Origin of the sequence: Acidovorax sp. (genome assembly GCF_046339755.1) — a bacterium.
Classification (GTDB): domain Bacteria; phylum Pseudomonadota; class Gammaproteobacteria; order Burkholderiales; family Burkholderiaceae_C; genus Acidovorax.
The window spans coordinates 37,039-49,749 of the sequence record NZ_JBKDTZ010000305.1; the positions used below are offsets into that span (position 1 = coordinate 37,039).

At 68.9% G+C, this 12,711-nt stretch carries 11 protein-coding genes; 5 read left to right on the forward strand and 6 right to left on the reverse strand.

The window, feature by feature from the left end; translation table 11 throughout:
* Positions 1–4: 4 nt before the first annotated feature.
* The gene (locus ACK59X_RS26225) at positions 5–2,119 is read right to left on the reverse strand and encodes a diguanylate cyclase domain-containing protein (RefSeq protein ID WP_409961447.1); all 2,115 of its coding nucleotides are present in this window, start codon (positions 2,117–2,119) and stop codon (positions 5–7) included.
* A 208-nt stretch (positions 2,120–2,327) separates the two neighbouring features.
* Positions 2,328–2,951: a Crp/Fnr family transcriptional regulator gene (locus ACK59X_RS26230; protein WP_409961449.1), complete on the reverse strand. Its 624-nt coding sequence runs from the start codon at positions 2,949–2,951 to the stop codon at positions 2,328–2,330.
* A gap of 233 nt (positions 2,952–3,184) precedes the next feature.
* Here ACK59X_RS26230 and ACK59X_RS26235 point away from each other — a divergent pair, with 233 nt between their 5' ends.
* Positions 3,185–4,222: a porin gene (locus ACK59X_RS26235; protein WP_409961450.1), complete on the forward strand. Its 1,038-nt coding sequence runs from the start codon at positions 3,185–3,187 to the stop codon at positions 4,220–4,222.
* Between the two features lie 30 nt (positions 4,223–4,252).
* Here ACK59X_RS26235 and ACK59X_RS26240 read toward each other — a convergent pair whose 3' ends face one another.
* Complete coding sequence (locus ACK59X_RS26240) at positions 4,253–5,608, reverse strand: glycerate kinase (RefSeq protein WP_409961452.1); 1,356 nt, start codon at positions 5,606–5,608, stop codon at positions 4,253–4,255.
* A gap of 110 nt (positions 5,609–5,718) precedes the next feature.
* Between ACK59X_RS26240 and ACK59X_RS26245 the strand changes: the two genes are divergently transcribed.
* The gene (locus ACK59X_RS26245) at positions 5,719–7,590 is read left to right on the forward strand and encodes an EAL domain-containing protein (RefSeq protein ID WP_409961453.1); all 1,872 of its coding nucleotides are present in this window, start codon (positions 5,719–5,721) and stop codon (positions 7,588–7,590) included.
* Between the two features lie 31 nt (positions 7,591–7,621).
* On the opposite strand, the gene ACK59X_RS26250 is transcribed toward ACK59X_RS26245, so the two are convergent.
* On the reverse strand, positions 7,622–8,926 hold the full coding sequence (locus ACK59X_RS26250; RefSeq protein ID WP_409961455.1) for a urate hydroxylase PuuD: 1,305 nt from the start codon (positions 8,924–8,926) through the stop codon (positions 7,622–7,624).
* Positions 8,927–9,144: 218 nt separating this feature from the next.
* A complete protein-coding gene (gene xdhC / locus ACK59X_RS26255; protein ID WP_409961456.1) occupies positions 9,145–10,035 on the reverse strand; it encodes a xanthine dehydrogenase accessory protein XdhC in 891 nt (296 codons plus the stop codon).
* Between xdhC and ACK59X_RS26260 the strand changes: the two genes are divergently transcribed.
* Entirely contained in the window at positions 10,034–10,585 is a 552-nt protein-coding gene (locus ACK59X_RS26260) for an energy transducer TonB (RefSeq protein WP_409961457.1), read from the forward strand. The two genes, xdhC and ACK59X_RS26260, sit on opposite strands and share 2 nt — an antisense overlap.
* Before the next feature lie 3 nt (positions 10,586–10,588).
* Here ACK59X_RS26260 and uraH read toward each other — a convergent pair whose 3' ends face one another.
* The gene (gene uraH / locus ACK59X_RS26265) at positions 10,589–10,939 is read right to left on the reverse strand and encodes a hydroxyisourate hydrolase (protein ID WP_409961459.1); all 351 of its coding nucleotides are present in this window, start codon (positions 10,937–10,939) and stop codon (positions 10,589–10,591) included.
* Between the two features lie 91 nt (positions 10,940–11,030).
* Between uraH and ACK59X_RS26270 the strand changes: the two genes are divergently transcribed.
* Complete coding sequence (locus tag ACK59X_RS26270) at positions 11,031–11,720, forward strand: GntR family transcriptional regulator (RefSeq protein ID WP_409961461.1); 690 nt, start codon at positions 11,031–11,033, stop codon at positions 11,718–11,720.
* 17 nt (positions 11,721–11,737) lie between these two features.
* Positions 11,738–12,709: an allantoinase PuuE gene (gene puuE, locus ACK59X_RS26275; RefSeq protein ID WP_409961462.1), complete on the forward strand. Its 972-nt coding sequence runs from the start codon at positions 11,738–11,740 to the stop codon at positions 12,707–12,709.
* Positions 12,710–12,711 lie beyond the last annotated feature (2 nt).

The following is a 12,711-nucleotide window of genomic DNA, read 5'->3' on the forward strand; positions in this document are numbered from 1 at the left end:
GGCCTCAATACGGCCCCAAAGCCATGCGGCCCGAGGAGGTCATGTCGCGCGCATGCCGGGTTTCGACCCGGTTGCGCCCGGCGCGCTTGGCGTCGTAGCAGGCCATGTCGGCCGCGTACAGCACCGAGGCCACGTCGTGCAGGTGGGCATCGAGCACCACCAGGCCTATGCTGACGCCCAGCGTGAAGCTGCGCCCCTGGTAGGACGGCTCCCAGGCCTGCACCGTGGCGCGCAGCTGCTCGGCCACGGCCTGGCCGCGCGCCAGGGGGCAGCCGGGCAGCACCACTGCGAACTCATCACCGCCCAGGCGCGCGGACCAGCCCACCTGGCGCACCTGGGTCTCGATGAGCCGGGCCACGTGGCGCAGCACGTCGTCGCCCGCGTCGTGGCCGGCCACGTCGTTGACCAGCGTGAAGTGGTCGAGGTCCAGGAACAGCACCACCCCGTCGTCGGGCGCTTGGTCGGCCGATGCAGTATCGAGGGGGGGCGTGCGGGCCGAGCGCTCGGCCAACAGCAGGGCCAGCCGGTGGTCGAAGGCCGAGCGGTTGTGCAGCTGCGTGAGGGCATCGTGCGTGAGCTCCCAGGCCTGCTGGTACTGGGCTTCGCGCGCGGCTGTGATGTCTTCCAACATCCACACGGTGCCGCCGCCCAGCGCCTCGGAATCCACCTTGCGGCCCTGCACGCGCGCCCAGACGGGGCTGCCGTCCTTGCGCACGAAGCACACGTCGCCATCGAAGGTGCCGTGCGCCGCGAAGGCCGATTGCACGCGCTCGCCCAGGCGCGCGTAGTCGGCGTCCGATCCGTACAGCGTGCGCGCCGGCCGGCCCTGCAGCTCGCTCTCGGCATATCCCAGCATCAGGCAGGCCTGGCGCCCCACCACCTCGAGCACGCCATGGCGCGTGATGACGATGCCCACCGAGGCGTTGGCCAGAATGGCCTGGAACTGGCCATGGAGCAGTGTGTGCAGGTGGTCCTGCTGGCGCTTTTGCTGCGCCAGCCCGTCGAACACGCGCACCAGGGTGCCCACCTCGCCCCGGCCCGTGGGCCACTCGATGGTGTCCCGGCTACCCTGCCGCGGCTGCTGCACATGGCGCAGCAGCTGCAGCGCGCCACGGCACAGCTGGGCCAGGGGCTGCGCCATCCAGGCCATGGCCACGGCCAGCAGCAGCACGCCCAGGGCGATCACCGCGGCGGCCAGCCACCAGGCCTCGCGCTGCGCCCCCTGCAGCGGCTCCAGCAGCGCCTTGGAGTTGCTGACCCGGGCCACGAACCACTGGGGCAGCGGCATGCCGGCCACGCTCACGATGTGATCGGGCTGCACCTCGGTGGTGCCGCGCCCCACCACGGGCTGGGCGCTGCGCAGCCACTGGGCGAACACGGGCGCCAGGCCCGGCTCGTCGCGCACCTGGCCCATGATGCGCGCCGGGTCGGTGTGCGAGAGGATGGTGCCGTCGCGCGTGAACACGACCAGGCGCGAGTCGTCGCGCGCCGGCAGCGCCATGGACTGCGGCAGCAGGCCCTGCGACTGCAGCTTGAGCGCCCCCGCGACCACGCCCAGCACGGCCCCCTCCTCGCTGTGCAGCGGCAAGGTGAACATGATGCGCGCGTTGCTGGTGCGCCCGGCGATCAGCTCCGAGACCTGGGGCTTGCCGTCGATCAGCGTGCGGCGCAAGGCATCGCGCTCGGCCGGGTCCAGGTCGGCCGCCTTGACCAACTGGCCCGAGCGGATGTTCAGGCGCAATTCCCCGTCCTTGCGCGCCACGTGCAGCGCGTCGAAGAAGCCCACCGCGGGCAGCCCCTGCTGCAGCAGCCAATCGAGCGACGAGGGCGATTCGAGCATGGCCGGGGTGATGCCCTGGGCCACCGTGCGCAACACCTTCTGGCTTTGCTCGATCTTGCTGGCCAGGAGCCGGGCCACCACCTCCACCTCGTCCGTCTGCTGGCCGACCACACGGCGCATGGCCTCCTGGCCGGCCGCACGCGAGACCAGCCACACCGACGCCGCACTGGCCAGCACCACCACCAGCGCCGCCACCGCCATCAGCCGCAGCACCAGCGAGCCCGGCAGGCTGAAGGCCGGCTCTTGCGCAGCAGCGACAGGGTTCGCAGGAGGGGTCATGCGCTGTCCCACTCTGGAGGGCTGCAGGTGTGAACGGCGAACGGGGCGGGCATGGGCTGTGGGAAACAACAGGGTTTCCCGATAAATATACGCAGCCCCCACGCGCCCGGGCTTGGGTGGAACCCTCAGGTCCCGCCGAGGAAAACCCTAGTTCACCCGAAAGGGGGAACCTCTTGCGGGCGCGGCGGGAACCCGCCGTGCGGGCGGCTCAGCCGCCAGCGACCGACTGCAGGGCCATGGGCTGGGGCAGCCTGAGCACATTGCCGGTGCCGGCCACGAGGCCGTGCTCGCGCAGGTGGCGCATCACGCGCGAGAAGGTTTCGGGGGCGATGCCCAATTGCGCGGCGATCAGGCGCTTGCGCTGGTGCAGGGTGACGCTCATGGCGCCGCCCGTGTCAGGCTCGGCGTTCTGCAGCAGCCACTGGGCGCAGCGCGCCTGCGCGTCCTGCGCCAGGCGGCTCACGGCCAGGCCCGACTGCTGCAGGTAACCGGTGGCCATGTTGCGCAGCAGGGCCTGCACCCCGGCAGGCAGCGCCTCGCAACTGCTGCGGAACACCTCCACCGGCAGATGGCGCAGGTGCACCTGGGTCTGCGCCACCATGTCCACCGCGCAGGGCTCGCCCAGCAGCGCCGATGCGGCGTCCAGCCAGAAGGGCCCCTCCACCACGCCCAGCTGGTGGCGCATCTGGCCTTGCTCGCACACCCCCAGCAGCACACGGCCGCGCTCCAGGTGCGCCACGGTGGCCAGGGTCTGGTGGCGGTGGCGCAGCACGTCACCGGCTGCGGCGATCTGGACCTGTGCAGGCAGCGAGAAAAGCGAAGAGGGCAGCATGCCTCGAACTGTGCCGCGGCAGGGCCCGGTGTGCATTGAGCAAGATCAAAACCATCCCAGGCAAGCCACCCCGGTCAGCCCCGTCCGGTCTCTGTAAGCACCTGTATCCGCCAGGGCATGGAACTTGCGAAGTCCTCGCCGCTGCTTTCGCCCGTGCACCAAGGTGCACCCTTGGCGAAGCTGCATTCGAAGCGCCGGGCACCCCGGCTTTCCCTCACCCCCAGGAGTACACAATGAAAACAAACCTGATGGCTCTTTCGCTCGGCGGCGCCCTGCTGTGCGCCACCGGTGCCGCCCAGGCCCAGAGCTCGGTCCAGTTGATGGGCCTGACCGATGTCTTCGTCGGTTCCATGCGCAATGCCGGCGACGCCGGCCGTGCGTCGGTGGTCAACAGCGGCGGCATGACCACCTCGTGGTTCGGCGTCAAGGGCACGGAAGACCTCGGCGGCGGCCTCAAGGCCAACTTCGCGCTGACCTCGTTCATCAAGGTGGACAGCGGCGTGCAGGGCCGCTTCGTCAACGACACCTTCTTCTCGCGCGATGCCAATGTGGGCCTGTCGGGCGGCTTCGGCACGGTGACCGTGGGCCGGGGCCTGGCGCCCAACTTCCTGCCCTCGATCCTGTCCAACCCGCTGGGCGACTCGTTCACCTTTGCGCCGCTGATCCTGCACATGAACGTGCCGCTGTTCAACGGCACCGGCTGGACGGCGACCACGCCATCGGACACCGGCTGGTCCAACGAGATCATCTACAGCACGCCCAGCCTGGGCGGACTCACGCTGAATGCGCACTACCAGATCGGCGAGATCGCGGGCGACAACGGCAAGAAGAACGTGGGCCTGAATGCGCTTTACTTCAACGGCCCGCTGACGCTGACCGGCTTCTACGAGCGCGACCAGATCAGCAACCCCGCCGTGCCCAATACCTACCTGGGCACCACCAAGAGCGACTGGATGCTGGGCGGCGCTTATGACTTCAGCGTGGCCAAGGCCTTCGCCAGCTACGGCCAGGCCAAGGCCGACAACACCAGCAACAAGGCCAAGACCTTGCAGCTGGGTGTGTCCGTTCCAGTGTTCAGCACCGGCAAGGTGCTGGCATCGTGGGCCAAGACCGAGATGTCGGCCACCGACGTGTCGCGCAAGACCTTCACGCTGGGCTACGACCACTTCCTGTCAAAGCGCACCGACGTCTATGCCATGCTGATGAACGACCGCATCACGGCGCGCACCACCGGCAACAGCTTTGGTCTGGGCATTCGCCACCGGTTCTGACGCCGGGGCCGCGCAGGCGGACCCGGCACGCTACACCACCAGGATCGCCCGGAAGTCATTCACATTGGTGTGCGTGGGCCCGGTGACCAGCAGGTCGCCCAGGGCCGCGAAGTAGCTCCAGGCATCGTTGCGCTGCAGGGCGTCCTCGATTTCGGCGCCCGCCGCATGGGCGCGTTGCAGGGTGTCGGGCCCAACGAAGGCGCCCGCGTTGTTCTCGACACCGTCGATGCCGTCGGTATCGGCGGCCAGCGCCCAGACCGAGGGTTCGCCCTGCAGCGCCTTGGCCAGGCCCAGGCAGAACTCACCGGCGCGGCCACCCCGGCCGCGCGGTGCGTCGGGCGCGCGCGGGCGCACCGTGACCGTGGTTTCGCCACCGGAGAGGATGACGCAGGGCTTCGTGAACGGCTGGCCCCGGCGCGCCACCGAGCGCGCCATGGCCGCGTGCACCTTGCCCACCTCGCGCGACTCGCCTTCGATCTCGTCGGAGAGGATGACCGCGTCCACACCCGCCGCACGCGCTGCCGCGGCCGCGGCCTCCCGCGCCTGCCAGGGCGTGGCCACCAAATGCACGGAATGGCCTTGGAACACCGCATCGCCGGGCTTGGGCGTCTCGAGCGCGCCGTCGCGCAGGGCCTGCAGGGTCTGGTGCGGCAAGTCGATGCCGTAGCGCGTGAGGATGGCCAGCGCCTCGGCGCAGGTGGTGGCATCGGGCACGGTGGGGCCGCTGGCGATGACCGAGGGGTCGTCGCCCGGCTCGTCGCTGATGGTCAGCGTGACCACGCGCGCCGGGGCGCAGGCCGCCGCCAGCCGCCCGCCCTTGATGCGCGAGAGGTGCTTGCGCACGCAGTTCATCTCGGCGATGTCGGCACCGCTCTCGAGCAGGGCGCGGTTGATGCGCTGCTTGTCTTCGAGGGTGATGCCTTCGCCCGGCAGGGTGAGCAGCGAGGAGCCGCCGCCCGAGATCAGGCACAGCACCAGGTCATCGGCCGTGAGGCCGGCGGCCAGGTCCAGCAGGCGCTGCGCGGCGGCCTCGCCAGCGGCATCGGGCACGGGGTGCGCGGCCTCGACCACCTCGATGCGCTGCGCCAGCCCTTCGGGCCGGGGCGGGATATGGCCGTAGCGCGTGACCACCAGGCCGGACAGCGGCGCGTCCTGCGGCCACAGCGCTTCGAGCGCCTGGGCCATGGCGCCCCCGGCCTTGCCGCCGCCCAGCACCAGGGTGCGCCCGCGCGGTGGCGCCGGCAGCCAGGCGCGCATCCCATGCAGCGGCTGGGCGCTGCGCACCGCGGTGTCGAACAGCCCGCGCAAAAAGCCGCGCGGGTCGGCGTGGAAATCCGGCAGTCCACCGGCCGGTGAGGAAAGGGGGGAGGAAGATGGTTCAGCCATGCGCACATTGTGCGTTGCTCAAGGGCGCGCCGGAGGGCGCCGGCCCGCTGTAACGCACTTGTCACGGCCGGCCAGTATCGTGAGCCCCCTAGAAGTGACAAATTGCAACCATGGTGCATCCCAAGCAAGAACGTCTCGACCGCATGCTGGCGCTGCTGTCGCCTGCGGCGCGGCTGGGATCGGGAGCGCTGGCGAAGCTCATGCGCGAGGGCGGGCTGCACTGCGTCTTCCAACCCCTGGGCGACCTGCGCGAGGGCAGCATCTTTGCCCATGAGGCGCTGATCCGCGGCCCCGAGGGCTCGGCCCTGCACACGCCCGACGTGCTGCTGGAGACCGCCCGGCGCGAGCGCCTGCTGCAGGACTTCGAGCTGGTGTGCGTGTTCACGGCCCTCTCCAACTGGGGCGACCATGGTGCGCCCGGCCGGCTGTTCGTGAACATCAGCGCCGATGCCCTGGTGCATGCCGTGGCCCTGTGCGGCGAGCGCCGCCTGGGCGAGACGGTGCGCGCCTTCGGCGTGAGCGCGCGCATGCTGGTGTTCGAGATCACGGAGCACGAGCGCGTGACCGACATGCCCGCGCTGCGCGAGGCCATCCGCGAGGTACATGCCTGCGGCGCGCGCCTGGCGCTCGACGATTTCGGCGACGGGCGTTCCAGCCTGCGCCTGTGGTCCGAGGTCAAGCCCGACTTCGTGAAGATCGACCGCTACTTCATCCACGACATCAGCGACCACCCCGAGAACCTGCAGATGCTGCAGGCCATCAAGGGCATTGCCGACGTGTTCGGCACCACGCTGATCGCCGAGGGCATCGAGACGCGCGACGACCTGCGCGCCCTGCGCGACCTGGCCATCCCCTACGGCCAGGGCTGGGTGCTGGGGCGCCCCGCGCGCAACCCGCGCGAGGCCATTGATGGCCCGGCGCTCGATGTGCTGCAGGACCGCCGCGTGGCCGTGCTGCCGCACCTGGGCCAGACCGCGCGCCCGGGCATCCTGCGCAGCCTGATGGTGGTGCAGGCGCCCACGGTGGCGCCCGCCACCAGCAACGACGAGGTGGCCGCCGTGCTGCAGGGGCGCCCCGACCTGCATGCGCTGGCGGTGGTGGATGGCACGCGCCCTGTGGCGCTGATCAACCGCCAGCAGTTCATGAACCATTACGCCACGCTGTACTTCCGCGAAGTGCATGGCCGCAAGCCCTGCGTCGGCTTTGCCAACAACACGCCACGCGTGGTGGAACTCGACTGCGACGTGGACCAGCTCGTGGGCATCCTCACCTCGCAGGACCAGCGCTACCTGAGCGATGGCTACATCGTCACCGACAACGGCCGCTACGTGGGCCTGGGCACCGGCGACCAGCTGGTGCGCGCGGTGACCGAGACGCGCATCGAGGCCGCGCGACATGCCAACCCGCTGACCTTTCTGCCCGGCAACATCCCCATCAGCATGCACATGCAGCGCCTGCTGGAGAGCGGAACCGAGTTCGTGGCCTGCTATGCGGACCTGAACAATTTCAAGCCCTTCAACGACCACTACGGCTACTGGCGCGGCGACCAGATGATCCGCCTGGTGGCGCGCCTGGCCACCACGCACTGCGACGCACGCCGCGACTTCGTGGGCCATGTGGGGGGCGACGATTTCATGCTGATCTTCCAGAGCAGCAACTGGCTGCAGCGCTGCAAGAACATCGTGGACGAGTTCGCGCGCGAGGCGCTCACCCTGTTCGACGAAGGCGCGCGCGCCATGGGCGGCATCCATTCGGAAGACCGGCACGGCGTGCGCCGCTTCTTCCCCTGCACCACGCTGGCCATCGGCGCGGTGCGCATACAGCCCGGCATGTACCGCCATGCCGAAGAGGTGGCCAACCTGGCGGCTGTGGCCAAGCATGAGGCCAAATTGGCATCCACCGGCGTGGTGCTGCATGGCGGCGAACTGCCGGGCCCGCCGCACAACGCCCTGCGTGCGCTGCAAAGCGTGCTGGCGGCCTGATCCAGCGCCGCCCCAGGCGGCGCCTCATTCATCAAGGGGTCTTTGCGCCGTCCTGGAACCAGCGGCCGATCAGGGCGCGCTCGGCGTCGGTCATCTGCGTGGCGTTGTTCATGGGCATGAGCTTTTGCACCACCACCTGCTGGTAGACCGCCTGGGCATGCTGCTTGACCGAGGCCGGCGAATCCAGGCGCAGGTTCTTCATCTGCACCTGGGCGCCATGGCACAGATAGCAGCGTTGCTCCAGCACGGACTGCACGGCAGCGAAGTCGTTGGCCGGGGCCGCCGCTGGGGCAGCGGCCGCAGCAGGGGTGGCTGCAACGCCCGACGCGGGGGCCGTTGCCGGTGCAGCGGGGGTGGCCGTGGTGGCGGCGGGCTTGGCAGCAGCCACAGGCTCGGGGGCAGGTGCCGGTGCGGGCTTCATCCAGACGATGGCGCCCACCAGGGCCGCCACGCCCACCAAGGCATAGGGCAGCGGATTGGGGTTGCGGCCGAGCTTGTAGCCGTGGCGCATCACGAAGAACTGGCGGATGGCGGCGCCCGCGAACATCATGACGATGAGCACCAGCCAGTTCTGCGCATGGCTCCACAGGAAGCTGTAGTGGTTGCTCAGCATTGCGAAGATCACCGGCAGCGTGAAGTAGGTGTTGTGCACGCTGCGCTGCTTGCCGCGCTTGCCGTGGATCGGGTCCACGTTCTGCCCTGTGCGGATCTGCCGCACCACGGTGCGCTGGCCCGGGATGATCCAGAAGAACACGTTGGCGCTCATCGAGGTGGCGATCATCGCGCCCACCAGCAGGAAGGCCGCGCGCCCGGCGAACAGGTGGCAGGCCAGCCACGAGGCGATGCACACCAGCACCAGCACCAGGCCGCCGACGATGGCGTCGCCGTTCTTCTTCTGCCCGAAGATGCGGCAGATGCCGTCATACAGCAGCCAGAACACGACCAGGAAGGCCAGCGCCGCGCCGATGGCTGCGGGCGGTGCCCAGTCCATGCGCGACTTGTCGATCAGGTAGGTGCCCGCGCTCCACAGATAGGACAAGGTGAACAGCGCAAAGCCGCTGAGCCAGGTGCTGTAGCTCTCCCAATAGAACCAGTGCAGGTGCTTGGGCAGCTCGGGCGGGGAGACGGCGAACTTGACCGGGTGGTAGAAGCCGCCGCCGTGCACGGCCCAGAGCTCGCCGCTCACGCCCTGCTTCTTGAGGTCTTCGTCCTCGGGCGGCGTGAGGCTGCTGTCCAGGAAGACGAAGTAGAAGGAGGAGCCAACCCAGGCGATGGCGGTGATGACGTGGACCCAGCGCAAGAGCAGGTTGGCCCAGTCGAGAAGGTAGTGTTCCATTTTTTTCTCAACCTCGGCGGCGTGGGGGGACACACCGCCTGAACAACCTGCTCACCACTGCGGGCGCTCTGAGCAGAAGATGGGGTCGCGCACCATGGCAAGCCAGGCTTGCCGGGGCACCGCTGCGACCCATGGGACCGGTGCCGCAACGGCCGGCAATGTCCCGGGTGAAAGTGTATGCAAAAACTGTTTTCAATTCCAGTCCAGCAATGATCGAATCAGGCCTGGGAATACCCTTGCTGTGGGATTGCCGCCACCTGGACTGCCGCCACTGATTGCAAGAGTTGTGCCGCCACGGCCACCGCAATCACCTCGGGCTCCTTGCCCGGGATGCAGGGCACGCCGAGGGGGCAGGTCACGCGCGCCAGTTCGCGCGGGCTGAAGCCGCGTGCCGTAAGCCGGCTGGTGAAGGTGGCCCACTTGGTCTTGCTGCCGATGAGGCCGATGAAGGGCAGATCGCCCCGCTCGCGCTGGCGCTTGAGGCAGGCGGCCACCACGTCCAGGTCCTCGGCGTGGCTGAAGCTCATGATGAGCACGCGCGAGCCGGGCGCCAGCAGGGGCACGGCCATCTGCACGGGCTCGGAATGCTCGCAGTGCACATTGGGGGGAGGCGCGTCGGGAAAGATCCCGTCGCGGCTGTCGATCCAGGTCAGCGCAAAGGGCAAAGGTGCCAGCACACGCGCCAGGGCATGGCCGACATGGCCGCCGCCAAACAGGGCCACGGGGTGCAGATCGGCCGTGAGGCGCCGGGCCAAAGCGGGCGCGTTCTGCGCGGCCACGCATTCGAATTCGAGGAACACCACGCCCCCGCAGCACTGGCCGAGCGCCGGGCCCAAGGCAAAGCGCATGGGCGCCGGGTCATTGGCGGCGCCGGGGTCCGCCAGGCGGCGGCGCGCCTCGGCAATGGCCTGGTGCTCCAGGTGGCCGCCGCCGATGGTGCCGACCAACCTGCCCGCGAACACGGCCATCCACGCGCCCGATTCACGCGGCACGGAGCCTTGGGTAGACTCCACGGTCACCAGGCATGCCGGTTCGGCCGCAAGGCCCTCCAGCAACAAACGCAAGTAGCTTTCCACTGCCGCCGTCCTTTCCTTACACCAGCCCACCATGTCCGATACACCGCCCAACCACCGCCCCGGCAAAAGCCGCCACTGGCTGCTGGCAGGCATCATGGCCGCTGGTGCCGCCCTGATCGCTGCCTGCAAGTCTGCGCCAGAACCCACGCCCGCGCCAGCCACGCCGGAGACCCGCCCTCCCACCACCCCGGACATCCAGGGCGTCAAGGGCCCCGTGCCGGCCACTGCCGGCTCGGCCCGCCCATCGGCGGCCGCCACGCCCCGCGCCTACCGGCAAGACGGCGCCACCCACCTCTACGGGCTGAACGCCGAGCGCATCTTCAAGGGCAAGCTGCCGCCGCAGCTCTACGCCATCGGCGTGATCGAGGTGGACATCGACCGCACCGGCAAGGTCACGCGCGTGAACTGGCTGCGCGCGCCGCGCCATGCGCCCGAGGTGGTCAAGGAGATCGAGCGCACGGTGCGCGCCGCGGCCCCCTACCCGGTGCCCACGCGCCTGGGCAAGGTGACCTACACCGAGACCTGGCTGTGGGACAAGAGCGGCAAGTTCCAACTCGATACCCTCACTGAAGGCCAGTTGTAAGGCCTACGAGCCCCTGTAAGTGGAGTAGCTCCACGGGCTCACCAGCAGGGGCACGTGGTAGTGCTGGTCTTCGTGTGCAATGCCGAAGTCCAGGCTCACCTGGTTCAAAAAGTTCGGCTCGGGCAAAGCTACGCCCTTGGCTTTGAAATACCCCGCCACATCGAAGCGCAGCCGGTAGGTGCCGGCGCGCAGGCTGGCGTTGTCGAACAGCGGCGCGTCGGTGCGCCCGTCGTGGTTGAGCACCAGGCGCTTGATCAGCGTGGCGGCGTCGCCGTGGGTGGAATACAGCGCCACTTCCATGCCGGCGGCGGGACAGCCATTCATGGTGTCCAGAACATGCGTGCTCAAGCCCATAGGGATTCTCCTGAAAGGGTGGTGACCGAAAAAATGCAATCTGTAGACTAAAAGTGTATACACTTTTCGCCAATCCTCCTATCATGTCGCCATGGAATCTTCATCCACCAGTGCCATCGTCGAGGCGTTGACCCGCGCCATCGTCGAACACCGCCTGCAGCCGGGCACCAAGCTGGCCGAGCAGAAGCTGGCCGACCATTTCGGGGTTTCGCGCACGCTGGTGCGCCAGGCGCTGTTCCAGATGGCCCAGAACAAGCTGGTCACGCTGGAGCCCGCGCGCGGCGCCTTTGTCTCCACCCCCTCGGTCGAGGAGGCACGCCAGGTGTTCGCCGTGCGCCGCATGCTCGAGACCGAGATGACCCGCGCCTTCGTGCGCAGCGTCACGCCCGCCAAGATCAAGGCCCTGCGCGCCCATGTGGCCAGCGAGAAGGCCGCCATGGGCACGGCCGACGCCAGCAGCCGCACCGAGCTGCTGGGCGACTTCCACGTGCGCATGGCCGAGCTCATGGGCAACGAGGTGCTGGCCCACTTGCTGGGCGATCTGATCTCGCGCTGCGCGCTGATCACGCTGATGTACCAGTCGGCCAGCGCCGCAGAACATTCGCATGAAGAACACGGCGAGATCGTCACCGCGCTGGCTGCGCGCGACGAAGACCAGGCCGTGGCCCTCATGCAGTCGCACCTCGAGCACGTCGAGGCCAGCCTCACCTTCGACCGCAAGCGCCCTGCCAGCGACCTGGCCATGGCGCTCGCGCCCGTCACCGCCACCCAAGGCAACTGACACTGCCTTTTTCGCCCATGATCTACGACGCCACCCGCCCCTATCCCCGCGACCTCGTCGGCTACGGCCGCCACACGCCCCATGCCCAGTGGCCGGGCCAGGCACGCATTGCCGTGCAGTTCGTGCTCAACTACGAAGAGGGCGGCGAGAACGCCACCCTGCACGGTGATGCGGGATCGGAGCAGTTCCTCTCGGAAATGTTCAACCCCGCCAGCTACCCCGAGCGCCATATGAGCATGGAGGGCATCTACGAATATGGCTCGCGGGCCGGCGTGTGGCGCATCCTGCGCGAGTTCGACAAGCGCCAACTGCCGCTCACGGTGTTCGGCGTATCGACGGCGCTGCAGCGCCACCCCGAGTTGACCCAGGCCTTCGTGCAGGCCGGCCACGAGATCGCCTGCCACGGCCTCAAGTGGATCCACTACCAGAACGTGCCCGAAGAGGTGGAGCGCGCCCACATGGCCGAGGCCATGGCCATCATCGAGCGCATGACCGGCCAGCGCGCCACCGGCTGGTACACCGGGCGCGACAGCCCCAACACCCACCGCCTGGTGGCCGACTTCGGCGGCTTCGAATACGACAGCGACTATTACGGCGACGACCTGCCCTTCTGGATGAAGGTGCAGCGCACCGATGGCAGCGTGGCGCCCCAGCTCATCGTGCCCTACACGCTGGACTGCAACGACATGCGCTTTGCCCTGCCCCAGGGCTACTCGCACGCCGACCCGTTCTACCAGTACCTCAAGGACACCTTCGACGCCCTGTACGCCGAAGGCGACCCCGATGGCGACAACGCGCCCAAGATGATGAGCATCGGCATGCACTGCCGCCTGCTCGGCCGCCCCGGCCGCATCACGGCGCTGCAGCGCTTTCTGGACCACATCGCCCAGCACGACAAGGTGTGGGTGGCGCGCCGCGTGGACATTGCGCGCCACTGGGCCCAGGTGCACACCTTCAACGACACCACCCCCGCCACCAGCAAGGCCTGACC

Coding starts and splice junctions, on each gene's coding strand:
- ACK59X_RS26270 (WP_409961461.1), top strand. CDS start 11,031: ATGGAATCTTCATCCACCAGTGCCATCGTCGAGGCGTTGACCCGCGCC.
- ACK59X_RS26245 (WP_409961453.1), top strand. CDS start 5,719: ATGGTGCATCCCAAGCAAGAACGTCTCGACCGCATGCTGGCGCTGCTG.
- ACK59X_RS26230 (WP_409961449.1), bottom strand. CDS start 2,951: ATGCTGCCCTCTTCGCTTTTCTCGCTGCCTGCACAGGTCCAGATCGCC.
- xdhC (WP_409961456.1), bottom strand. CDS start 10,035: ATGGTGGGCTGGTGTAAGGAAAGGACGGCGGCAGTGGAAAGCTACTTG.
- ACK59X_RS26250 (WP_409961455.1), bottom strand. CDS start 8,926: ATGGAACACTACCTTCTCGACTGGGCCAACCTGCTCTTGCGCTGGGTC.
- ACK59X_RS26235 (WP_409961450.1), top strand. CDS start 3,185: ATGAAAACAAACCTGATGGCTCTTTCGCTCGGCGGCGCCCTGCTGTGC.
- puuE (WP_409961462.1), top strand. CDS start 11,738: ATGATCTACGACGCCACCCGCCCCTATCCCCGCGACCTCGTCGGCTAC.
- ACK59X_RS26240 (WP_409961452.1), bottom strand. CDS start 5,608: ATGGCTGAACCATCTTCCTCCCCCCTTTCCTCACCGGCCGGTGGACTG.
- uraH (WP_409961459.1), bottom strand. CDS start 10,939: ATGGGCTTGAGCACGCATGTTCTGGACACCATGAATGGCTGTCCCGCC.
- ACK59X_RS26225 (WP_409961447.1), bottom strand. CDS start 2,119: ATGACCCCTCCTGCGAACCCTGTCGCTGCTGCGCAAGAGCCGGCCTTC.
- ACK59X_RS26260 (WP_409961457.1), top strand. CDS start 10,034: ATGTCCGATACACCGCCCAACCACCGCCCCGGCAAAAGCCGCCACTGG.